Origin of the sequence: Pseudomonas halotolerans, assembly GCF_039581215.1 — a bacterium.
Lineage (GTDB): Bacteria > Pseudomonadota > Gammaproteobacteria > Pseudomonadales > Pseudomonadaceae > Aquipseudomonas > Aquipseudomonas tehranensis.
This window is the reverse complement of record NZ_JBCNTJ010000002.1, coordinates 448,437-469,857: the sequence shown is the minus strand read 5'-3', so window position 1 is coordinate 469,857 and position 21,421 is coordinate 448,437. Positions and strand designations below refer to the sequence as shown.

The 21,421-nt window shown below is 62.3% G+C and carries 21 protein-coding genes; 18 read left to right on the top strand and 3 right to left on the bottom strand.

The annotated features are described in order from the left end of the window. Positions 1–205: 205 nt before the first annotated feature. Positions 206–1,480 carry a glucarate dehydratase family protein gene (locus tag AAIS01_RS04595; protein ID WP_092398687.1) on the bottom strand — a complete coding sequence of 425 codons (1,275 nt, stop codon included), beginning with the start codon at positions 1,478–1,480 and terminating at the stop codon, positions 206–208. A 107-nt stretch (positions 1,481–1,587) separates the two neighbouring features. On the opposite strand from AAIS01_RS04595, the gene AAIS01_RS04590 reads away from it, so the two are divergent. Together AAIS01_RS04590 and AAIS01_RS04585 are read left to right on the top strand one after the other, a co-directional pair. Then, complete coding sequence (locus AAIS01_RS04590) at positions 1,588–2,484, top strand: LysR family transcriptional regulator (protein ID WP_343467990.1); 897 nt, start codon at positions 1,588–1,590, stop codon at positions 2,482–2,484. A 146-nt stretch (positions 2,485–2,630) separates the two neighbouring features. Continuing rightward, positions 2,631–3,065: a nuclear transport factor 2 family protein gene (locus tag AAIS01_RS04585; RefSeq protein WP_343467989.1), complete on the top strand. Its 435-nt coding sequence runs from the start codon at positions 2,631–2,633 to the stop codon at positions 3,063–3,065. Positions 3,066–3,247: 182 nt separating this feature from the next. On the opposite strand, the gene AAIS01_RS04580 is transcribed toward AAIS01_RS04585, so the two are convergent. After that, positions 3,248–4,171: a LysR family transcriptional regulator gene (locus AAIS01_RS04580; RefSeq protein WP_343467988.1), complete on the bottom strand. Its 924-nt coding sequence runs from the start codon at positions 4,169–4,171 to the stop codon at positions 3,248–3,250. A gap of 127 nt (positions 4,172–4,298) precedes the next feature. On the opposite strand from AAIS01_RS04580, the gene AAIS01_RS04575 reads away from it, so the two are divergent. Further along, a complete protein-coding gene (locus AAIS01_RS04575) occupies positions 4,299–4,505 on the top strand; it encodes a tautomerase family protein (RefSeq protein ID WP_003202537.1) in 207 nt (68 codons plus the stop codon). A 303-nt stretch (positions 4,506–4,808) separates the two neighbouring features. Next, the gene (locus AAIS01_RS04570) at positions 4,809–5,543 is read left to right on the top strand and encodes an SDR family NAD(P)-dependent oxidoreductase (protein ID WP_343467987.1); all 735 of its coding nucleotides are present in this window, start codon (positions 4,809–4,811) and stop codon (positions 5,541–5,543) included. Between the two features lie 112 nt (positions 5,544–5,655). Here AAIS01_RS04570 and AAIS01_RS04565 read toward each other — a convergent pair whose 3' ends face one another. Further along, a complete protein-coding gene (locus AAIS01_RS04565; RefSeq protein WP_214914964.1) occupies positions 5,656–7,806 on the bottom strand; it encodes a TonB-dependent siderophore receptor in 2,151 nt (716 codons plus the stop codon). Between the two features lie 230 nt (positions 7,807–8,036). Between AAIS01_RS04565 and AAIS01_RS04560 the strand changes: the two genes are divergently transcribed. The 14 genes from AAIS01_RS04560 to AAIS01_RS04495 all read left to right on the top strand — a co-directional run bounded on the left by AAIS01_RS04560 (position 8,037) and on the right by AAIS01_RS04495 (position 21,399). Then, positions 8,037–8,708, top strand: a complete 672-nt coding sequence (locus tag AAIS01_RS04560; RefSeq protein WP_092398701.1) for a GntR family transcriptional regulator — start codon at positions 8,037–8,039, stop codon at positions 8,706–8,708. Between the two features lie 111 nt (positions 8,709–8,819). Next, entirely contained in the window at positions 8,820–9,752 is a 933-nt protein-coding gene (locus AAIS01_RS04555) for a 4-hydroxyproline epimerase (protein WP_343467986.1), read from the top strand. Next, positions 9,749–10,864, top strand: a complete 1,116-nt coding sequence (locus AAIS01_RS04550) for an NAD(P)/FAD-dependent oxidoreductase (RefSeq protein ID WP_343467985.1) — start codon at positions 9,749–9,751, stop codon at positions 10,862–10,864. Before AAIS01_RS04555 ends, AAIS01_RS04550 begins: the two co-directional genes overlap by 4 nt. After that, complete coding sequence (locus tag AAIS01_RS04545; RefSeq protein ID WP_343467984.1) at positions 10,857–11,093, top strand: 2Fe-2S iron-sulfur cluster-binding protein; 237 nt, start codon at positions 10,857–10,859, stop codon at positions 11,091–11,093. The genes AAIS01_RS04550 and AAIS01_RS04545 overlap by 8 nt, the downstream gene beginning before the upstream one ends. Further along, positions 11,090–12,346 (top strand): FAD-dependent oxidoreductase, encoded by a 1,257-nt coding sequence (locus AAIS01_RS04540; protein WP_343467983.1) that lies wholly within the window; start codon positions 11,090–11,092, stop codon positions 12,344–12,346. Before AAIS01_RS04545 ends, AAIS01_RS04540 begins: the two co-directional genes overlap by 4 nt. Before the next feature lie 236 nt (positions 12,347–12,582). Continuing rightward, complete coding sequence (locus AAIS01_RS04535; RefSeq protein WP_343467982.1) at positions 12,583–13,332, top strand: AraC family transcriptional regulator; 750 nt, start codon at positions 12,583–12,585, stop codon at positions 13,330–13,332. 233 nt (positions 13,333–13,565) lie between these two features. Beyond that, a complete protein-coding gene (locus AAIS01_RS04530) occupies positions 13,566–14,384 on the top strand; it encodes an ABC transporter substrate-binding protein (RefSeq protein ID WP_092455506.1) in 819 nt (272 codons plus the stop codon). Positions 14,385–14,394: 10 nt separating this feature from the next. Next, positions 14,395–16,173 carry a cis-3-hydroxy-L-proline dehydratase gene (gene lhpI / locus AAIS01_RS04525; protein WP_343467981.1) on the top strand — a complete coding sequence of 593 codons (1,779 nt, stop codon included), beginning with the start codon at positions 14,395–14,397 and terminating at the stop codon, positions 16,171–16,173. Continuing rightward, positions 16,166–16,831, top strand: coding sequence for an amino acid ABC transporter permease (locus tag AAIS01_RS04520; RefSeq protein WP_343467980.1), 666 nt, complete (start codon positions 16,166–16,168; stop codon positions 16,829–16,831). The genes lhpI and AAIS01_RS04520 overlap by 8 nt, the downstream gene beginning before the upstream one ends. A gap of 9 nt (positions 16,832–16,840) precedes the next feature. After that, positions 16,841–17,491 carry an amino acid ABC transporter permease gene (locus tag AAIS01_RS04515; RefSeq protein WP_343467979.1) on the top strand — a complete coding sequence of 217 codons (651 nt, stop codon included), beginning with the start codon at positions 16,841–16,843 and terminating at the stop codon, positions 17,489–17,491. Next, positions 17,484–18,206: an amino acid ABC transporter ATP-binding protein gene (locus tag AAIS01_RS04510; protein WP_343467978.1), complete on the top strand. Its 723-nt coding sequence runs from the start codon at positions 17,484–17,486 to the stop codon at positions 18,204–18,206. The genes AAIS01_RS04515 and AAIS01_RS04510 overlap by 8 nt, the downstream gene beginning before the upstream one ends. Before the next feature lie 319 nt (positions 18,207–18,525). Further along, on the top strand, positions 18,526–19,554 hold the full coding sequence (locus AAIS01_RS04505) for a trans-3-hydroxy-L-proline dehydratase (RefSeq protein WP_343467977.1): 1,029 nt from the start codon (positions 18,526–18,528) through the stop codon (positions 19,552–19,554). A gap of 213 nt (positions 19,555–19,767) precedes the next feature. Next, the gene (locus AAIS01_RS04500; RefSeq protein ID WP_135845314.1) at positions 19,768–20,685 is read left to right on the top strand and encodes a dihydrodipicolinate synthase family protein; all 918 of its coding nucleotides are present in this window, start codon (positions 19,768–19,770) and stop codon (positions 20,683–20,685) included. Positions 20,686–20,844: 159 nt separating this feature from the next. Next, a complete protein-coding gene (locus AAIS01_RS04495; protein ID WP_343467976.1) occupies positions 20,845–21,399 on the top strand; it encodes a DinB family protein in 555 nt (184 codons plus the stop codon). The last annotated feature ends 22 nt before the right edge of the window (positions 21,400–21,421 follow it).

The window sequence follows — 21,421 nt, the reverse complement described above, 5'->3', positions numbered from 1 at the left end:
TGTAGGGTTGGTGCTGGAGTAGCACCGACTTGTAGCAAGGGGTATCTGTAAGAGCAAGACCTGTAGGAAGTCTGTGGGAGCAAGGCTTGCCCGCGATGAACGATAACGCGGTTCAGCTGTTCGACCGCGGCGCGGCTATCGCGGGCAAGCCTTGCTCCCACAGACCTTGCTCCCGCTGGGCTGCGCAGCAGCCCCCGCCTTCACCTCAGAATCTGGGTTTGACGGTTTTCCAGTCCGGCTTGTAGCGCTGCATCTGCCGCACATCGTCGCGCTGGCGGATGCCGCAACTGAGGAACTGCTCATGCAGCTTGCCCAGTTGATCGCGGTCCAGCTCCAGCCCAAGCCCCGGTGCGCGGGTGATTTTCACGCAGCCATCGACAATCGGCAGCTTGCCACCCTTGATCACTTCTTCATCCGGCTCCTGCCACGGGTAATGGGTGTCACAGGCGTAGTCCAGGTTCGGCACCGCCGCCGCCACGTGGGCCATGGCCATCAGGCTGATGCCCAGGTGGGAGTTCGAATGCATCGACACCCCCAGGCCAAAGGTGTCGCACATTTTTGCCAGCGCTTGGGTGTCTCGCAGCCCACCCCAGTAATGGTGGTCGGCCAAGACGATCTGCACGCTGTTCAGCGCCACGCTACGACGGAATTCGTCGAAATCGGTGACCACCATATTGGTCGCCAGCGGCAGGCCCGTGCGCCTGTGCAGTTCGGCCATCCCCTCGAGTCCCGGCGTCGGGTCTTCGTAATATTGCAGGTCGTCACCCAGCAGCTCGGCCATGCGAATGGAGGTTTCCAGCGACCAGTTGCCATTGGGGTCAATGCGCAACGGGTAACCGGGGAAGGCCTGTTTCAACGCCTTGATGCAGGCCACTTCGTGCTCCGGCTCCAGGGTGCCGGCCTTGAGCTTGATGCTCTTGAAGCCGTAGTCCTGAATCATGCGCCGGGCCTGGGCGACGATCTGCTGTTCGTTGAGCGCCTCGCCCCAACTGTCCGGCGGATAGGGCGAATCGACGTGCTCGGCGTATTTGAAAAACAGATAGGCGCTGAACGGAATCTCATCCCGAATCGCCCCACCCAGCAGATCCACCAGCGGCACGTTCAGGTAATGGGCTTGCAGGTCCAGGCAGGCCACCTCAAACGCCGAGTAAGCATTACTCACCGCCTTGCTCGCATGGGAACCCGGTGCCAGCTCCGCACCGGCAACACTGGCGGGTCGGTGAGCGGCGACGGTGGCCTGGACGATGGCCCGCAACTGGTTGAGGTTGAACGGGTCCAGCCCGATCAACTGGCTTTGCAATTGCTGCTGGATCGCCAGGGCCGGCGCATCGCCGTAACTCTCTCCCAGGCCGATGTAGCCGTTGTCGCTCTCGATCTCAATGATCGAACGCAGTGCGTAGGGCTCATGGATGCCGCTGGCGTTAAGCAACGGCGGATCGCGAAAGGCGATGGGTGTGACGGTGACGCGGGTGATCTTCATGCAGCGGCTCCGATCATTGTTTTTGTAGAGGACGGGGCGATGATGGACGGAGGGTATTGTTCCCGTCTAATCTAACTTGGCACTTGATTGATACCTGGATTGAATCAATGTTTGAATTGGCCCAGCTACGCTGCTTCACCACGGTGGCGACCGAACTCAACTTCCGTCGCGCCGCCGAACGCCTGAACATGACCCAGCCTCCGCTGAGCCGACAGATCCAGTTGCTGGAACATCACCTGGGCGTCGAACTGTTCACCCGCAGCACCCGGAGCGTGGCGCTCACGGCCACCGGGCGGGCGTTTTTCATCGAAGCGCAGAACCTGCTGGAGCAGGCGCAACAAGCCGCCGTGGCGGCCAAGCGTTTCGCCCAGGGCGACATCGGCTCGGTGACCATCAGCTTCGTCGGCAGCGCGGTGTATGAGTTTCTGCCCAAGGTGATTGCCGAGGCCCGGCTGAAACAGCCCCAGGTCAAAATCGTCCTGTCGGAGATGAACACTTACCAGCAGCACGAGGCCCTGCGTGCCCGCCGCATCGACCTGGGGATCGTCCGCTCACCCCTGCTGGAAACCGGCTACGCCACCGAGTGCCTGGTGCGCGAACCCTTCGTCCTGGCCGTGCCGGCGGGTCACCCGCTGGCCAGTGCCGACTCGGTGAGCGTCGAAGACCTCGACGGTGAACCCTTCCTGATGTACTCCCACTCCGCCTACCCACCCTTCAACGAACTGCTCACCGGCATGCTGCGCTCGGCCCGCGTCGCGCCGCAGTTCGTGCAATGGCTGGGGTCCTCGCTGACGATCCTTGCGCTGGTCAACGCCGGCATGGGTCTGGCGCTCGTGCCCCGCTGTGCCACCAGCGTGGTGTTCAGGCAGGTGGTGTTTCGTGAGATCGACCTGGGCGAAGGGGTGCAAAGCGAGCTGCACCTTGTGTGGCGCCAGGACAATGACAACCCGGCGTTTGCCATGTTGCTGGAGGGGATTCGGGGGGCGGTTCGCGAGGGTCTCTGAATCTGAAGCCTACCGATGTCGCCTCTCGCCACACTAACCAAACTTGACGGCCTATTCCCGCCCACCCAAACAAGTTGTACGATGACAGACGAGATCAACCGAAAGCGCTCATCCGCTCCGATACCTACAAAAATAAGGAAATACCCATGAAAAAAGCCACATTGGTCATCAGCTTTCTGTGCCTGTTCAGCGGCTACGTCGCGGCTGCCTCTTCACCGGCCGAGCAGGAAGTGGCCCAGGCCGTCGACCATCTGACCCAAGCCATGCTGCACAAAGACACTCCGCAACTCCAGGCACTGGCCGCCGAAAACCTGACCTACGGACATTCCAGCGGGAAAATCCAGGACAAGAAAGCCTTCATTGCCGACATCGAAACCGGCAAGAGCGCGTTCAAGACCCTGGAAATGAAAGATCAGAAGATCACCCTGTCAGGCGATGTGGCCCTGGTGCGCCACCACTTCTCCGCCCAGGCGCTCAAAGGTACTGAAGTGGTTCCGACGGAAATCGAGAACTTTCAGATCTGGCAGAAGCAGAAAAACGGCAAGTGGTTGTTGATTGGGCGGCAGGCGTTTCGGTTCTGATACCGGGCTAGGCCGGGTACCTCTGCGACAAGCGCATTATGTGAGCCTCAGGTGATCCATTGTGGCGAGGGAGCTTGCTCCCGCTCGGTTGTGAAGCGACCGCAAAAAAGGGGCCGCTACGCAGCCCAGCGGGAGCAAGCTCCCTCGCCACAAGGATGTCTGTTCTGCCCTGACGCCTTGCTTCAGGCTTCGGTCCATTGCTGGCGGTACTGCAGCAGGAAATCGACAAAGGCGCGCACGCGCTGCGGCACGTACCGACCGTGGGGATACAGCAAGGTGAACGGACGTGAGCGCCCCGCGAAAGGCGCAAGTACCTCCACCAACTGCCCGTTGGCCAGTTCCTGCTCCACGATGAATTTGTAGGTCTGGAACAAGCCGGCGCCATGTTTGGCCAGCGTCACGCCCCCGAGCACATCGTCCGAACAGCAATAACCCCCTTCGCCGAACACCTCCTTTTCCTTGCCTTCGACATTGAACAACCAGGAAATCCGCCGCCCGCTGCTGGGCAACTCGAACTGGATGCACTCGTGATCGTCCAGGTCTTCAAGGACCTGCGGCGTGCCGGCCTTGCGCAAGTAATCTGGGGACGCGACCACCACCAGTTTTGCGTCTTCCAGCAGCCGAGCGATCATCGATGAGTCGGGTTGCGCTCGCACCCGAATCGCCAGGTCATAACCTTCGGCAACGAAATCGATGTTTCGATTGCTCAGGTGCATGTCCACGGTCACTTGTGGGTACAGCGCCCGAAATGCCGGCAGCAGCGGCAGGATCCGGTGATGAGCGTAAGTGGTGGGAAGGCTGATGCGCAGTTGTCCGGACGGCACCGCTTGCGCACCCATCATTTGCTGTTGCGCCTCCACCAGTTGCGTCAGCGCGTGCCGGCATTGCTCGAAATAGGTCTTGCCGGCTTCCGTCAGGCGGATGCTGCGGGTGGTACGCACGAAAAGCCGTGAGCCCAGGCGCTCCTCCAGGCGAAAAATCGAGCGACTCACCGCCGCTGGAGTCACACCGGCAAGCTGGGCCGCGGCGGTGAAACTCCCTGCCTCGGCCGCCAGACAGAACAGTTCTATGCTGCCCAATTGCAGGTCTTCGAAATGCCGCTTCATGATTCGTTACACCGCGTATCAACTGAAGATTCCAGACACCTGTTTATCAGCCGCCGGCGTATAAATATAGTGGCCCTCGTGGCGCGGGAACCCTCCTGCGCTTATTTCTCATCAGCAGGAGTGCCTCATGCCTTTCGTCAATGTGCGTATTACCCGCGACGGCGTCACTCGCGAGCAGAAAGCCCAGGTCATTTCCGAGATCACCGAAACCCTCCAGCGGGTGCTGGGCAAGGACCCGCACTTGACCCACATCGTGATAGAGGAGGTCGATACGGATAACTGGGGGTATGCGGGTATGACGACAACGCAATACCGAAGTCTTCCCAAAGAGTGACGTTCTGCCCTTCCAAGCCCGGTCTGATTGACCGGGCTTTTTTGTGCCTGGTGATTAACCCTGTGGGAGCGGGCTTGCTCGCGAAGGCGGTGTATCAGTCAAAACTTCGGTGGCTGACCCACCGCATTCGCGAGCAAGCCCGCTCCCACACTAGCTGTGTGGTGATCAAACAATTGATTACATCAGGTATCAACTCAAATACCAGAACCCTGGTTTATCAAACCCAAGCGCATCAATACCCTGATCTCAACCACCGCCAACATCGGCGCAACGGTTTCAATTCCATTGATCAGGAGTCCCATCATGAACCTCAACAAAACCGTCATCATCACCGGCGCTTCCAGCGGCATCGGCCTGGGTCTGGTCCAGGCGTTCCTGGATCGCGGCTATAACGTGGTGGGCAATGCCCGCTCCCAGTCCGGCCTGGACAGCGCCGCGCAACAGCTCGGCCATCCGGCGAATTTCCTTGGCGTGGCCGGTGATATCGCTGACCCGGCCACCTCCACCCGGCTTATCGCCAAGGCCATCGAGGCTTTCACAGCCGTTGACGGACTGGTAAACAACGCCGGTTTCTTCCTGCCAAAACCCTTCATCGAATACACCCCCCAAGACCTGGACGCGCTGCTGGACACCAACCTCAAGGGGCTGGTCTACGCCAGTCAGGCGGCGGCCGCGCACATGATCGGGCGCCAGCAAGGCTTCATCATCAACATTTCGGCCGCCGTGGCCCTGCAACCGAACATCCAGGTGCCGGCGGCGCTGCCGGTGTTGATCAAGGGCGGGGTCAACCAGATGACCCGTGCCCTCGCGCTGGAGCTTTCGCCTCATAACATCAAGGTCAACGCGGTTGCACCGGGCATCATTGACACGCCCATGCATGACCCGGCCCATCGTGAGTTTCTCAACAACCTGGCCCCGGCCGGTCGTGTGGGCACCATCAAGGAAATCGCCGAAGCGGTGCTGTACCTGGCAGGCGCTGATTTCACGACCGGCGCGATTTTGCCGGTGGACGGTGGGATGAGCACCGGTAAGTGGTAGGAAAAACTGTGGGAGCGAGCTTGCTCGCGATGAGGTCCAGCCAGTCAGCCTCTGATTGACTGACCCGACGCTATCGCGAGCAAGCTCGCTCCCACCTGGACTGCGCGTGACTTCAAAGGGTGTAGGAAATCCCGGCCTGTACCGTCCGCGGTGCGCCTGGGTAGGCATAGACGTTGCCGAAAGCGCCTTCTTCGTAGTCGGCGTCGAACAGGTTCTTCAGGTCCAGATTGAGGCGGATCCGCTCGTTGACCTTGTAGTAGCCGAGCAAGTCCACCACGGTGTAGCTGTCCATGGAGAATGCATTGGCCGCCGTCTGGCCGGCCCGTTCATCCACATATTTGGCGCCGAGTCCCAGGCCCAGCCCTTTGAGGCCGCCATCCTGGAACTCATAGACGTTCAACAGGCTGAAGGTGTTTTTGGGCACGTTGAGCAAGCGGGTGCCGGACGGGATATTGATGTCCTTGGTCACTTCGGCATCCACATACGCGTAACCACCGATCACGCGCCACTCCGGCGTCAAATTACCTGCCACATTCAGGTCAAAACCACGGCTGCGCACTTCGCCAGCGGCCACGCTGAAGGCGGAATCCACTGGATCCGTGGTGAGCACATTACGCTTTTCGATCTGGTACACCGCCGCATCGACACTCAACTGACGATCCAAGGCTTCCCACTTGACCCCCATCTCATAAGACTTGCCCTCTTCCGGCTTGAACCCGCCGCCTCCGCGACTGGCACCGTTGTTGGGTTTGAACGAGCGGGCGGTGTTGGCGTAGACAGCCACCGTGTCGGTCAGGTCGTAGATCACTCCCAGGCGTGGGGTGACGGCGTTGTGGCTGATGTCCCAGTTTCTGCTGCCCGGCTGCTGGGGTGGGGGTACAGGGACGAAGGTCTCGTATTCATGCTCAAAGCGCTCGAAACGCGCCCCCGCCAGCACCTTCAAACGTTCGGTGAGCGCCACTTGGTCCTGAATGAACACGCCGAACGTCTTGAGGTTTTCCTGATCATCGGTGGGGGTGCGCGTCAACGCCGGGCGTGGCTGGCCATACACCGGATCGAAGATATCGATCGGGTAGGCACCGACGGCGCCGGAGGATCGCTTGATGATCGACTGGTAGTCGTAGTCTTCGTACTCGATGCCGGTCAACAGCGTGTGCTCGAACCCGCCCGTGGAAAAATGCCCGGTGAGATTGAGTTGCGTGTCCCGGTCAGTCCATTCCAGTTTGCGATAGTTGAAGTTGCGACTCAGCGTACGCCCATCGGCGCCGATGCTGTTGCCTTCCACGGCGTTGCCCTGCAGGGTGCCGTCCAGCCACTGGGTCCCACCGGCCAGGGTCCAGTCGTCGTTGAGCATGTGCTCGAAGCGCACCTGCAGCATGTTGTTGTCGTTGTGCAACTTGCCGGCGTCTTTTTCGCCGAAGAACGTATCGCGCGAGGCGGTGCCGCGCTGGCCGGCGTAATGGGTCAGGCCACGGTCCAGCGGCGCATTGTTGCGCATGAAGTCGCCTTCGAAGGTCAGGCGCGTGGTGTCGTTGACCTGCCAGGTCACCACCGGCGCAATGCCGTAGCGTTCGGTCTCGACGTGGTCGCGGAACGTATCGCCGCCCTCGCCGATCACGTTCAGGCGATAAGCCAGGCGCCCTTCTTCGTCCAGCGGGCCTGAAGCATCCAGGGTGCCGCGCCGCATGCCCTGGTCGCTGACCTGGCTGCCCAGGGTTACGGTGCGTTCGGCCAATGGCTGCTTGGACACCACGTTGAAAGTGCCGCCTGGATCGCCGCGACCGTACAGCATCGTCGCCGGGCCGCGCAGCACTTCCAGGCGCTCGATGGTGTTGGCATCTGGCATGTTCGGGTAACCGCGGTTGATCGGGAAACCGTTGCGGTAGAACTCGCCCGTGGTAAAGCCACGAACCGTGAACGTGGTCAGGCCCTGGCCGCCGAAGTTGTTCGCCCTGCCGACCCCGCCGGCGTAATCGAGTGCGTCTTGCAGTCGGGTGGCGCTGAGGTCTTCCACCACGTCGCGCGACACCACGGAAATGGACTGTGGGGTTTCATGGATCGCGGTGTCGGTACGTGTCGCGCTGGCTGAACGGGTCGCGTGATATCCCTTGACGGGCCCCTGTGCGGACTCGATATCCGAAAGCCCCACGATGTCCGTGGCTTGCAGTTCCAATGGCGCGGAGGTTGCGGCCATGGGCTCGTCTGCCCACGTGGATACGGAATAAGCCTGGAGCACACACAGTGAAACGAGAATCCGACGCATCGATGCACAATCCTAATGAAAGTACGTCAGCCCCCTGAGGCCGACCAAAATGTGTCGTGAAAGATACAGCAACTCATTCTTGTTTGATATGAATTCCTATTCACACCCTCTATAAAATACCTTTGCAGAACAACGTGCCAAGGGCACCGCAGGTCATGCCGGGGACAGCTCGACACGGCAGCGGGCAAAGTCGTATACCATATCCCCAACCAAGCCAAACGATTGCCGCCGTGACCTTATCCAAGTTCAATCTGCCTGATCTGGGCAACACCCCTTCCACTTCGGAAATCATCACCCGTCATCTGCGCGAAGCCATCGTGGCCGGGCATTTTGCCGAGGACGAGCCGATTCGCCAGGACGACATCGCGCGGCAGTTCAACGTCAGCAAGATTCCCGTGCGCGAAGCGCTCAAGCGCCTGGAAGCCGAGGGGCTGGTGATGTTCCAGCGCAATCGCGGGGCGATGGTCACACGCATTTCCGAGGCGGAGCTGGCGCAGATGTTCGAGGTGCGGATGCTGCTGGAAGACAAAGTGCTGCGCCTGGCAATTCCCCACATGACCGAAGAAACGTTTGCTCGCGCCGAAGGCATTTGCCAGGAGTTCATCGGTGAGGACGACGTGGGCCGTTGGGCCGAGCTCAACTGGCAACTGCATGCCTGCCTCTACGAGCCGGCGCAACGGCCCTTTCTGGTGGGTCTGATCCGTTCGGTCCACGACAAGCTGGAACGCTATTTGCGCATGCAAATGAGCCTGTCCGCCGGCAAGGACCGCGCCGATCACGAGCACCGGGAAATCATCAAAGCCTGCCGCGCGGGTGATGTTGAGCGGGCAGTGAAGTTACTCGATGAACATATCGCCGGCGTGTGCCGGACGCTGTTCGAGTTTTTGCCTGCCAGTCACTGATGGATCCGGACTGTGCCGATTTCGTCATGAGCACAGGCTAAATCCATCAAGCCGCCAGCCGCCTGCACGGGCCACGCTTGCGTTCACTCACCTGAACGGACGTGGCCTCCCATGAAACGCATCACCGTGATCGACTCCCATACCGGCGGCGAACCGACCCGCCTGGTCACCGACGGTTTTCCGGATCTGGGCAAAGGCAGTATGGCCGAGCGCCGCCAGCGTCTGGCGACCCAACACGACGCCTGGCGCACCGCCTGCGTGCTGGAACCGCGCGGCAACGATGTGCTGGTGGGGGCGCTGCTCTGTGAGCCGCAGGATCCGAGCGCCTGTGCCGGGGTGATCTTCTTCAACAACAGCGGCTACCTGGGCATGTGCGGCCACGGCACCATCGGCCTGGTGACGTCACTGGCCCACCTGGGCAAGATCGGCCCTGGCGTGCACTCCGTTGAAACCCCGGTGGGCACGGTGCAAGCGACCTTGCATGAGGACCGTTCGGTCAGCGTACGCAATGTGCCGGCCTACCGTTACCGCAAGGCCCTGAGCCTGAAGGTGCCCGGTATCGGCCCGGTGGTGGGCGATGTGGCCTGGGGCGGCAACTGGTTTTTCCTGATCGCTGACCATGGCCAGCGCGTGGCGGGCGACAACCTCGACGCGTTGACCACCTACACCTACGCCGTGCAGCAGGCCTTGGAGCAGCAAGGCTTGCGGGGTGAGGACGGTGGCCTGATCGATCACATCGAACTGTTCGCCGATGACCCGCAAGCCGACAGTCGCAACTTCGTGCTCTGCCCCGGCAAGGCGTATGACCGCTCCCCATGCGGCACCGGCACCAGCGCCAAACTGGCGTGCCTGGCTGCGGACGGCAAACTGCAACCCGGGCAGATCTGGCGCCAGGCCAGTGTCATTGGCAGCGAATTCGAAGGCTCCTATGAGTTCGACGGCGAGCGCATCGTGCCGACCATTCGCGGCCGCGCCTATATCAGCGCCGAAACCACGTTGGTCATTGAGCCGGATGATCCTTTCGCCTGGGGCATCGTCCCGTGAACCCCGGCCACGTCGCCGATGTGATCATCATCGGTGCCGGCATCATCGGCGCCGCCTGCGCCCGAACGTTGGCCCGGCGAGGCTTGAAGGTCCTGGTACTCGATGCCGGTTGGCACGGCGCCACAGCCGCTGGCATGGGCCACTTGCTGGTGCTGGACGACAACCCGGCGGAATTGGCCCTCAGTCAATATTCCCTGCAGCGCTGGCGCCAGTTGGCCCCGGCCTTGCCCGACGCCTGCGCGTGGCGCAACAACGGCACCCTGTGGCTGGCGGCCAATGCCGAGGAAATGGCCATTGCCCATAGCAAGTACCTGAATCTGCTGGCCCATGGCGAAGACTGCGAGCTGATCGGTCGTACGGCCCTGCAGCAGCGCGAGCCGCAACTGCGCGAAGGTCTGGAGGGCGGCCTGCTGATCAAGGGTGACGGGATCCTGTATGCGCCGGCCGCCGCGCGCTGGATGCTGGACGAGGCCAATATTGATCAGCAACGCGCCCAGGTCGTTGAAGTGGACGGCCATCGGGTGCGTCTTGAGGACGGTCGCTGGTTGAACGCCGAAGCGGTGATTCTCGCCAATGGCATCCAGGCCACCGAGCTGTGCCCGGAGTTGCCGATCGAAGCCAAGAAGGGCCATTTGCTGATCACCGATCGTTACCCCGCGACGGTCACCCACACCCTGGTGGAACTGGGCTATGTCACCAGTGCCCACAACGCCAGCGGGCCATCGGTGGCCTGTAACATCCAGCCGCGCCCGACCGGGCAACTGTTCATTGGCGCCTCACGTCAGTTCGGCACCGTCGACCCGCAGGTGGAAGGCTGGATGCTGGCAAAGATGCTCAAGCGTGCGGTCGACTACATGCCAGGCCTGGCACACCTCAACGGCATCCGCGCCTGGACCGGCTTTCGCGCCGCCAGCCCCGACGGCTTGCCGCTGGTGGGGCAACATCCGCAGCGCCCTGGCCTGTGGCTGGCGGTGGGTCACGAAGGCCTCGGTGTCACAACGGCACCCGCAACGGCTGACTTACTGGCCGCGCAACTATTCAACGAAGCCTCACCGCTTGCCCCTCAAGCTTACCTGCCACAGCGTTTCCTCGGAGAAGCGGCCCATGCCTGAATTATTCCTCGACGGCCGCCCCTTGTCGGTCGCCAACGGCACCAGCGTTGCGGCGGCGTTGGCCTTGGGCTCGGACGGTTGCAGCCGCACTTCGGTCAGCGGCCAGCGCCGCGCGCCCTTGTGCGGCATGGGCATTTGCCAGGAATGCCGGGTGATGATCGATGGCCATCGCCGCTTGGCCTGCCAGACGCTGTGCCGCGATGGCATGCAGGTGCAAACACGGCCATGAACGAAACCACCGACCTGTTGATCATTGGCGCCGGCCCCGCCGGCATGGCCGCCGCCCTGGCTGCGGCAAGCAGCGGCACGCGCATTGTGCTGCTGGATGACAATCCATTACCGGGCGGGCAGATCTGGCGCGACGGCCCCCACGCCCACCTCCCCGCCGAGGCCCGACATCTGCGCGACTCATTGCATGCCTGCGCCAATGTGCACTGCCATGCCGGCACCCGGGTCATCGCCTGTGCCGCCGATAAAACCCTGCTGGTGGAAGATGCCGAGCGCGGCTGGCAGATCACCTACCAGCGCTTGATCCTGTGCACCGGCGCGCGCGAACTGCTGCTGCCCTTCCCCGGCTGGACGTTGCCGGGGGTGACCGCTGTCGGTGGCTTACAAGCATTGATCAAGAGTGGCCTGCCAGTGCGCGGCGAACGGTTGGTGATCGCCGGCAGCGGACCGTTGCTGCTGGCCAGCGCCGCCACCGCCAAACATCAAGGAGCCCAGGTACTGCGGATCGCCGAGCAAGCCAGTCGTGGCGCCGTCGCTGGTTTCGCCGCGCAGCTGCCACGCTGGCCGGGCAAATTTTTGCAGTCATTGAGCCTTTTCGATCCGAACTACTGCACCGGCACTCATGTGCTGGAGGCCCTGGGTCGTGAGCGGCTTGAGGGCGTGCGCTTGCTACACCGGGGCGAGACACTTGAACTGGCCTGTGACCGTCTTGCCTGTGGTTTCGGGCTCATTCCCAATACTCAGCTCGGCCAGGCCCTGGGCTGCGGTCTTGAAGGCCAGGCGCTGGCTGTTGACGCCTGGCAAGCGACCACCCGCCGCGATCATTACGCCGCCGGCGAATGCACCGGGTTCGGTGGCAGCGAGCTGGCGCTGGTGGAAGGCGCCATCGCCGGCCACAGCGCCGTCGGCAATAGCGTCGCCGCCCAACACTTGTGGCCTCGCCGGGCACGCTGGCAAGGTTTCGCCCGGGCTTTGAACAAGGCCTTCGCCTTGGACCAGCGACTCAAGACCCTCGCTCGGGACGACACGCTGGTGTGCCGCTGCGAAGACGTGCCGTATGGCGAGCTGGTCGGCCACCAGGACTGGCGCGCAGCGAAACTGGCGAGCCGGTGCGGCATGGGCGCCTGCCAGGGGCGGGTTTGCGGTGCTGCGCTGGACCATCTGTTCGGCTGGCCCTCACCCACGCCGCGCCCGCCCTTCAGCCCGGCGCGGATCGAGACTTTGTTGCACCTGGAACAACCCCCGCCCACTTGAGCCCGGCACAAGATCCCCCTGTGGGAGCGAGCCTGCTCGCGATAGCGCCGGCTCAGCAGCATTGATGTTGACTGACACTCCGCTATCGCGAGCAGGCTCGCTCCCACAATTGCTTCGGGTCGTTCATAAAGAACTGTGCGAACCACCGTGCGATTACGGCGTGACAAGCCCATTATTTTCGATCGACACTGCGCTACCGCAAGCAAACTCGTTCCACCAAGAGGCGATGCTGGACCATGTACCCCACGCTCACGTCCTTCGCCCCCTGCGATTTGCCCACCCTGCTCAACAGCCTGCAACCCATCGCGCCGTTGCTCGACACCCTGTCGGACGTGGTGTTTTTCATCAAGGACAGGCAAGCCCGCTACGCCTTCGTCAACCAGACCCTGGCCCGGCGTTGCGGCTTCAAACAAAGCAGCGACCTGCTGGGCCTCACCGCCGAACAGGTCTTTCCCGAGCGTTTCGGCCCGTTGTACACCGAGCAGGACCGACGGGTGCTGGCCAGCGGCCGGGAACTGGCCGACCAGCTCGAACTGCACCTGTACTACGGCAACCAGCCGGTGTGGTGCCTGACTCATAAACTCGCCCTGCACCAGCCCAACGGCCAGATCGTCGGCCTGGCCGGGATTTCCCGCGACCTGCAACTGCCCCAGTCGAGTCACCCCGCGTTCCACAAGCTGGCGGCGGTGGATGCTCATATCAAGCAGCACTTCGCCCACCCCATCAGCCTTGCCGACCTGACCGCCATCGCCGGATTGTCGGTGGCGCAGCTGGAGCGCCACTGCAAACGCATCTTCCAGCTCACCCCTCGGCAGATGATTCACAAGGCGCGGTTGGAAGAAGCCTCGCGGTTGTTACTGGACCACGACCTGCCCATCACCGAAATCGCCTTGCGCTGCGGGTACACCGATCACAGCGCGTTCAGCCGGCAGTTCCGTGCCTTGACCAGCCTTTCGCCCAGCCAGTATCGCGAAAATCAGCGCTGACCGGTGTTCCCTGGCGGGGCATGGCGCTGTCCGATTGCTCCCATCTGTAACATCGCGTTGAAGCGCTGCACGGGCCCTGTCGCAGCCGAAAATCTTTTAACGCATGCACATCAACACCTTACCGAGACCTGCTGACTCAACCTCAAATCGGCACGTTGCTTGCTTTATTTAATATCGTATACGAAATCCTCAATACGATATTTCATCCGCATTTATTCGACAGCGAGGCATTTATGAAAAACCCTGCATTGGCTGTAGCCCTGAGCGTTGCCCTCACGCCCCTTTTCATCGCCCCCGCTCACGCCGACAAACTCGACGACATCATCGGCTCCGGCACACTGCGCTGCGCCGTGACCCTGGACTTCCCGCCCATGGGTTTTCGTGACGCTGGCAATAAACCCGCTGGTTTTGACGTGGACTATTGCCACGACCTGGCGAAAGTCCTCGGCGTGGAACCCGAAGTGGTGGAAACACCGTTCCCGGACCGGATCCCGGCACTTGTATCCGGCCGGGCGGACGTGATCGTCGCCTCAACCTCCGACACTCTGGAACGGGCCAAGACCGTGGGCCTGACCGTGCCCTACTTCGCGTTTCAGATGGTGGTGCTGACCCGCGACGATACCGGCATCAACAGCTACGACGACCTCAAAGGCAAACCTCTGGGTAACACCAGCGGCACCTACGAAGCCATCGCCCTGGAAAAAGACCAGAAGAGTTGGGGCAGCGGCAGTTTCCGCGCCTACCAGTCGCAGAACGACACGCTGCTGGCCGTCGCCCAAGGACACATCGATGCGACCGTGGTGACCAACACCGTGGCGGCCGCGACCCTCAAGTCGGGCAAGTACAAGAACCTGAAAATCGCCGGCAACGCGCCCTATGTCATCGACTACGTGTCCCTGGGCGCCAAGCGCAACGAGTACGGCCTGATCAACTACCTCAACCTCTTCGTCAATCAGCAGGTGCGCACTGGCCGTTACAAGGAGCTGTTCGTCAAATGGGTGGGCACCGACATCCCGCCGGCCGACCTGGTGGTGCCGCAGGTTTATTACTGAGGATTGGAGCATGCCAAGCACGCCTACCCGTGTGATGGGCCGAAGTCTGGTGGAGGGTGCCGCCCAGGGCACCCTGCTGTACGCCGATGTGGGCCTGAGTTTCTGGGGCGGGGTCGATCCGGCCAGCGGCGAGGTCATTGACCGCCATCATCCGTTGAGCGGCGAACGCCTGGCCGGGCGCGTGCTGGCGATTCCCAGCGGGCGTGGCTCCTGCACCGGCAGCAGCGTGCTGATGGAGCTGATCAGCAACGGTCACGCCCCTGCGGCCCTGGTGCTGGCCGAGGCAGATGAAATCCTGACCCTGGGCGTGTTGGTGGCGCAGGTGATTTTCCAGCGCTCCCTGCCGGTGGTGTGTGTCGGGCGCGAGGCCTTCAACCGGTTGCGCGGTCAGGGTTTTGTGCGCATTGAAGGCGCTTGCCTGACCTTGTCGGGTCAGCGCCCCAACGACGGCTGGCACGGGCTGGACTTTCCACCCCCCGCGCTCAACTGTTCAGCCATCCGCCTCAGCGAAGAGGACCAGGCGCTGCTCGACGGCAGCCACGGCAAGGCGGCCCAGGTCGCGATGCACATTGTATTGCGCATGGCCGAGATCCAGGGCGCCACACACCTGTTGGATGTGACCCAGGCCCACATCGATGGCTGCATCTATACCGGCCCGGCCAGCCTGCGTTTTGCCGAACAACTGGTGCAGTGGGGCGCGAAGGTGCGCGTGCCCACTACGCTCAATTCAATTTCCGTGGACCAGCGGCGCTGGCGGGAGCTGGGCGTCGACCCGGCCCTGGGTGAGCCGGCCAGTGCTTTGGGTGATGCCTACATGGCAATGGGTGCGCAGTTGAGTTTCACCTGTGCCCCCTACCTGCTCGACAGTGCGCCCAAGGCTGGCGAACAAATCGTCTGGGCCGAATCCAACGCCGTGGTCTACGCCAACAGCGTGCTCGGTGCCCGCACGCAGAAGTACCCGGACTTCCTGGACATCTGCATCGCCCTCTGCGGCCGTGCGCCATTGACCGGCTGCCATCTTGACGCGCAGCGCAAAGCCGCGCTGATTATCGATGTGCCGCCGTTGGAGTCCGTGGACGACAGCTTCTATCCGCTGCTGGGTTATCACATCGGCAGCCTGACGGGCCGTCGCATTCCACTGATCCGCGGCCTGCAGCACGCCGCCCCCACGCGGGATGACTTGAAAGCCTTCGGCGCCGCGTTCGCCACCACCAGCGCCGCGCCGCTGTTCCACATCGCTGGGGTGACGCCCGAGGCCCTCGACCCTGCCGACGTCCTGGCGCCAGGTATCAGCTTGGCGCAGGACACTGTCAGCGCTGCCGGCCTGCTCGCCAGTTGGCGCGAACTCAACAGCGCCCGGCACCGCCATGTGGACGTCGTCTCCCTGGGTAACCCGCATTTTTCCCTCAGCGAATTTGCCGACCTGTCGGCCCTGTGCGCAGGCCGCCACAAACATCCGGATGTGGTGCTGGCGATCACCTGTGGCCGAGCGGTACTGGAACAGGCTCGCGAGGCGGGCCACCTGCAGGCCATCGAAGCCTTCGGCGCGCTCCTGGTCACCGACACCTGCTGGTGCATGTTGGGCGAGCCGGTCATCCCGCCCCACGCCACCACCCTGATGACCAACTCCGGTAAATATGCCCATTACGCGCCGGGTCTGGTCGGTCGCGGCGTGCACTTTGCCTGCCTCGCGCAATGCGTTGAAGCCGCGTGCAGCGCAACGGCCAGCGGCCAACCGCCGACGTGGCTGCAACCGACTGTCCATACGGGGGGGCTGACCGATGTTTGACTACAGTTTCCAGTGGCGCCCGGCCTTGCGTGCCCTGCCCGACATGCTCGCCGGGGCCTGGGTCACTTTCGAGACTGCGGCGCTGTCGATGATCTTCGGCGTGCTGATCGCCCTGGCGCTGACGGTGATGCGCCAGGCCCGCCATCCGCTGCTGCGTGGCGTGGGCAACGGCTGGGTGTCGATCGCCCGCAACACGCCTTCGCTGTTCCAGATCTACATCCTCTACTTCGGCCTCGGCTCTCTCGGGCTGCACGTCAGTTCCTGGCTGGCGTTGCTGGCCGGGATCACCTTCAACAACGCCGGTTACCTGGCGGAAAACTTTCGCGGCGGCCTCAAGGCCGTGCCGAGTACGCAGATGCGCGCCGCCCGCTCCCTGGGCATGAGTGCCTGGCAGGCCTACCGAATGATCATCGTCCCGCAACTGCTGCGCATTGTGTTCTACCCGCTGACCAACCAGATGGTCTGGGCGGTGCTGATGACCTCCCTGGGTGTGGTCGTGGGCCTGAACAACGACCTCACCGGCGTCACTCAGGAATACAACGTCAAGACCTTCCGCACCTTCGAATACTTCGCCCTCGCGGCGCTGCTGTACTACCTGATCGCCAAGCTGATCGTCGGGCTGGCCCGGCTGTTGTCCTGGCGCCTGTTTCGTTATTGAGGTCTCGTCATGTTTGAAACCAGCCTCACCCTTAACGACCTGCTGTTCTTGCTCGACGGGGCCTGGGTCACGCTGCAACTGACCGCGTGGTCGATCCTGCTGGGCACCCTGGCCGGCTTGCTGTTCGGCCTGCTACGGGCATTGTTGCCTCGGGCCAGCCTGCCATTGGCCTGGGTACTGGACGTGTTTCGCAGCGTGCCGCTGCTGATCCAGTTCGTGCTGTTCAACGCCCTCAAGAGCATCGTCGGCCTGAACCTGAGCGCCTTCGCGGTCGGTTGCATCGTGCTCGGCGTCTACGCTGCCGCCTACTTCACCGAGATCGTGCGCGGTGGCGTGCTGGCGGTGCCGTTGAGTACCCGGCGGGCCAGTCGTTCCCTGGGCCTGAGTTACCTGCAGGATCTGCGCTACATCGTCCTGCCGATTGCCACGCGAATCGCATTCCCTGGCTGGCTGAACCTGGTGTTAGGCGTGATGAAAGACACCGCGCTGGTGATGTGGATCGGCATTGTCGAACTGCTGCGCGCCTCGCAAACCATCGTCACCCGCATCCAGGAACCGTTGCTGGTGCTGTGCATTGCGGGCCTCATTTACTACGTCATGAGCCTGGTGGTCGCCCGCCTTGGCGCACGTCTGGAAAGAAGGTGGCAGGAAAATGATTGAGATCGAGAACGTACACAAATCCTTCGGCGACCTGGAAGTGGTCAAGGGCGTGAGCCTGACGGTGGACAAAGGGGAAGTGGTGTCGATCATCGGCGGCTCTGGCTCCGGCAAATCGACCCTGCTGATGTGCATCAACGGCCTGGAGCCGATCCACAAAGGCAGCATCCGCGTGGACGGCATCCAGGTCCACGACCGCGCCACCGACCTGAACCGCTTGCGGCAAAAGATCGGCATCGTGTTCCAGCAATGGAACGCTTTCCCCCATCTGACGGTGCTGGAAAACGTGATGCTGGCGCCTCGCAAAGTGCTGGGCAAAAGCAAGCAGGAGGCCGAAGCGCTGGCGCTGCAACAGCTGGAGCATGTGGGCCTGGGAGACAAGCTCAAGGCCTTCCCCGGCAAGCTTTCCGGTGGTCAACAACAGCGCATGGCGATCGCCCGGGCCCTGGCGATGTCGCCGGACTACATGCTCTTCGACGAAGCCACCTCGGCCCTGGACCCGCAATTGGTGGGCGAAGTGCTGGACACCATGCGCATGCTCGCCGAAGACGGCATGACCATGGTGCTGGTGACCCACGAGATCCGCTTCGCCCGGGACGTGTCCGACCGCGTGGCGTTTTTCTGCGACGGGCGGGTCCATGAGATCGGGCCGCCGGATCAGGTGATTGGCAACCCTGTGCAGCCGGAGACGGCGGCGTTTCTCAAGTCGGTGAAATAGCCAATGACCCCATCGCGGGCAAGCCTTGCTCCCACATTGTTTTGTGAACACCACAGACCTCTGTGGAAGCAAGGCTTTCCCCCACATTGATTTGTGAACGCCACAGAACGCTGTGGGAGCAAGGCTCTCCCCCACATTGATTTGTGGACGCTACAGAACGCTGTGGAAGCAAGGCTCTCCCCCACATTGATTTGTGGACGCCACAGAACGCTGTGGGAGCAAGGCTCTCCCCCACATTGATTTGTGGACGCCACAGAACGCTGTGGGAGCAAGGCTTGCCCGCGATGGGGCCCTACAGGACAACACGAGGATTTGACTCATGCGCTCATCGAAAATCATCCATGTCGTCAGCTGCCATGCCGAAGGCGAAGTCGGCGATGTGATCGTCGGCGGCGTCGCACCACCGCCTGGCGCCACCGTATGGGAACAGTCACGCTGGATCGCCCAGGACCAGACCCTGCGTAACTTCGTGCTTAACGAACCCCGTGGTGGCGTGTTCCGTCACGTCAACCTGCTGGTGCCCGCCAAAGACCCACGAGCGCAGATGGCCTGGATCATCATGGAACCGGCCGACACACCACCGATGTCCGGTTCCAACTCGTTGTGCGTCGCCACCGTATTGCTGGACAGCGGCATCCTGCCCATGACCGAACCCCAGACGCGCTTGGTCCTCGAAGCTCCCGGCGGGCTGATCGAAGCGGTGGCCGACTGTCGTGACGGCAAAGTCCAGCGGGTGGAGATCAGGAACGTGCCCTCCTTCGCCGACCGCCTCGATGCCTGGATCGAAGTCGAGGGACTGGGGTCGCTGCAGGTGGACACCGCCTACGGCGGCGACAGTTTCGTCATCGTCGACGCCCAGCGCCTGGGTTTTGCCATCCGCCCCGATGAAGCGGCCGAGCTGGTGGCCGTGGGGCTGAAAATCACCCGGGCCGCCAACGAACAACTGGGTTTTGTCCATCCGTTGAACCCTGACTGGTCGCATATCTCGTTTTGCCAGATCGCCGCGCCCATCGCCCTGGAGAACGGCATCGCCAGCGGTGCCAACGCCGTGGTGATCCAGCCCGGCAAGATCGATCGCTCCCCCACCGGCACCGGTTGCTCGGCGCGCATGGCGGTGTTGCATGCCAAGGGGTTGATGCAAGTGGGGGAGCGCTTCATCGGCCGCTCGATCATCGGTTCCGAATTCCACTGCCGTATCGATTCACTGACCGAAGTGGCCGGGCGCCCGGCGATTTATCCGTGTATCGCCGGGCGCGCGTGGATCACCGGCACGCATCAACTGTTGCTGGATCCAGAGGACCCGTGGCCGCAAGGGTATCGGCTTTCAGACACCTGGCCTGGCGCATGACTTTCGAACTTTGCACATCCCTGTGGCGAGGGAGCTTGCTCCCGCTGGGTCGCGAAGCGGCCCTCTGGATTTGCCTGACACCCCGAGTTGCCAGGTAGTTATTGGGGCCGCTTCGCAGCCCAGCGGGAGCAAGCTCCCTCGCCACAAAAGCTCTGTATTCGACTCAACTTTACCTACGTATATGAGAAATACCCTTAACCACCGGAGACAACCATGAGCAAACGCATCAACTGGAGCGGCGTATTCCCCGCCGTCACCACGCAGTTCAACGATGACTTTTCCATCAACCTGGAAAAAACCCATCAAGTGATTTCCAACGTCATTCGCGACGGCGTGTCAGGCCTGGTGGTCTGCGGTTCGGTGGGGGAAAACACCTCCCTGAGCGCCGAGGAAAAAATCGCCGTGACCGAAGTGGCGGTGGACGCTTCCCGGGGTCGGGTGCCGGTGATCTGCGGCGTGGCCGAGTTCACCAGCGTGCAGGCGGCCAAGGTCGCCAACGCCGTGCGCAAAGTCGGTGTCGACGGGGTGATGCTGATGCCGGCGCTGGTCTATGGCTCCAAGCCGTTCGAGACCGCCGAGCATTTCCGCTACGTGGCCCGGCATGCCGACGTGCCGTTGATGGTCTACAACAACCCGCCGATCTACAAGAATGACGTGACCCCGGACATCCTGATTTCCCTGGCCGATTGCGACAACGTGGTGTGTTTCAAGGATTCGTCCGGCGACACCCGGCGTTTCATCGACGTGCGCAATGAGGTCGGCGACCGCTTTGTGTTGTTTGCAGGCCTGGACGACGTGGTGCTGGAAAGCCTGGCGGTGGGTGCCGAAGGTTGGGTCTCGGGCATGTCCAACGTGTTTCCCCAGGAAGGCGAAACCATTTTCCGCCTGGCCCGCGCCGGACGTTTTGCCGAAGCAATGCCGATCTACGAATGGCTGATGCCGATCCTGCACCTGGACGCCCGCGCCGACCTGGTGCAGTGCATCAAACTGTGCGAAGCCATCGCCGGTCGTGGCAGCGCCCTCACCCGCCCACCGCGCCTGGCGCTGCCGGAGGAGGATCGCGTGTATGTCGAGCAAATCATGGCCAAGGCCCTGGCCAATCGGCCGGTGTTGCCGGATGTGGGGCTTTAAGAACCGACCCGGCACTCCAGGTAGATAAAGAAATCCATGTGGGAGCGGGCTTGCTCGCGAAAGCGGTCTGTCTGATAGGACTATGCTGCATGTGTCGCCGTCTTCGCGAGCAAGCCCGCTCCCACAGGATTTGTGGCGGCCATGACAGGGAGGCTTCCCATGAACTATTTCCTGGTCCAGGCCCTGAACAACCAATGGGCCAACCACAGGCTGCTCGGCGCCTGCGCGCAGCTGAGCGAGGCCGAATACGAGGCGCCGCGCACGGGGTTCTTCCCGTCCATCCAGGCCACGCTTTGCCACATCCTGGAGGTGGACCGCTATTACCTCACTGCTCTGGAAGGCGACCGTGACGGCCAGATAAAGGACTTCTCCCAGACGCTGGCCTTTGCCGCACTAAGGCACAATCAAACTCAAACCGACCAGCGGCTGGTGGCATTTTGCGAAGCCCTGCGGGAAAACGACCTCGCCCGCTTCGTCGACCTGGTGCGTGTCGACGGTGTGGTGCGCGAACGAATCGACCGGCTGCTGTTGCACCTGTTCGAGCATCAGATCCATCATCGCGGACAGGTCCACACCATGCTCAGTGCCACCCACGTCAAACCGCCGCAACTCGACGAATTCTTCCTCGACTGCGACCGCAGGTTTCGCGCAGCAGAGGAGCAATCACTGCAGCTCGGCGAAGACCGCGTCTGGCGCAACTACCGGCCGGGCTGAACCGATGATCCAACAGGAGAGC

Excerpts from the sequence above, each read along its gene's own strand:
- AAIS01_RS04540 (WP_343467983.1), top strand. The coding sequence starts at position 11,090 with ATGAACGAAACCACCGACCTGTTGATCATTGGCGCCGGCCCCGCCGGC.
- AAIS01_RS04520 (WP_343467980.1), top strand. The coding sequence starts at position 16,166 with ATGTTTGACTACAGTTTCCAGTGGCGCCCGGCCTTGCGTGCCCTGCCC.
- AAIS01_RS04515 (WP_343467979.1), top strand. The coding sequence starts at position 16,841 with ATGTTTGAAACCAGCCTCACCCTTAACGACCTGCTGTTCTTGCTCGAC.
- AAIS01_RS04575 (WP_003202537.1), top strand. The coding sequence starts at position 4,299 with ATGCCTTTCGTCAATGTGCGTATTACCCGCGACGGCGTCACTCGCGAG.
- AAIS01_RS04510 (WP_343467978.1), top strand. The coding sequence starts at position 17,484 with ATGATTGAGATCGAGAACGTACACAAATCCTTCGGCGACCTGGAAGTG.
- AAIS01_RS04495 (WP_343467976.1), top strand. The coding sequence starts at position 20,845 with ATGAACTATTTCCTGGTCCAGGCCCTGAACAACCAATGGGCCAACCAC.
- AAIS01_RS04595 (WP_092398687.1), bottom strand. The coding sequence starts at position 1,480 with ATGAAGATCACCCGCGTCACCGTCACACCCATCGCCTTTCGCGATCCG.
- AAIS01_RS04570 (WP_343467987.1), top strand. The coding sequence starts at position 4,809 with ATGAACCTCAACAAAACCGTCATCATCACCGGCGCTTCCAGCGGCATC.
- AAIS01_RS04530 (WP_092455506.1), top strand. The coding sequence starts at position 13,566 with ATGAAAAACCCTGCATTGGCTGTAGCCCTGAGCGTTGCCCTCACGCCC.
- AAIS01_RS04590 (WP_343467990.1), top strand. The coding sequence starts at position 1,588 with ATGTTTGAATTGGCCCAGCTACGCTGCTTCACCACGGTGGCGACCGAA.
- AAIS01_RS04545 (WP_343467984.1), top strand. The coding sequence starts at position 10,857 with ATGCCTGAATTATTCCTCGACGGCCGCCCCTTGTCGGTCGCCAACGGC.
- AAIS01_RS04585 (WP_343467989.1), top strand. The coding sequence starts at position 2,631 with ATGAAAAAAGCCACATTGGTCATCAGCTTTCTGTGCCTGTTCAGCGGC.
- AAIS01_RS04500 (WP_135845314.1), top strand. The coding sequence starts at position 19,768 with ATGAGCAAACGCATCAACTGGAGCGGCGTATTCCCCGCCGTCACCACG.
- AAIS01_RS04555 (WP_343467986.1), top strand. The coding sequence starts at position 8,820 with ATGAAACGCATCACCGTGATCGACTCCCATACCGGCGGCGAACCGACC.
- lhpI (WP_343467981.1), top strand. The coding sequence starts at position 14,395 with ATGCCAAGCACGCCTACCCGTGTGATGGGCCGAAGTCTGGTGGAGGGT.
- AAIS01_RS04580 (WP_343467988.1), bottom strand. The coding sequence starts at position 4,171 with ATGAAGCGGCATTTCGAAGACCTGCAATTGGGCAGCATAGAACTGTTC.
- AAIS01_RS04535 (WP_343467982.1), top strand. The coding sequence starts at position 12,583 with ATGTACCCCACGCTCACGTCCTTCGCCCCCTGCGATTTGCCCACCCTG.
- AAIS01_RS04565 (WP_214914964.1), bottom strand. The coding sequence starts at position 7,806 with ATGCGTCGGATTCTCGTTTCACTGTGTGTGCTCCAGGCTTATTCCGTA.
- AAIS01_RS04505 (WP_343467977.1), top strand. The coding sequence starts at position 18,526 with ATGCGCTCATCGAAAATCATCCATGTCGTCAGCTGCCATGCCGAAGGC.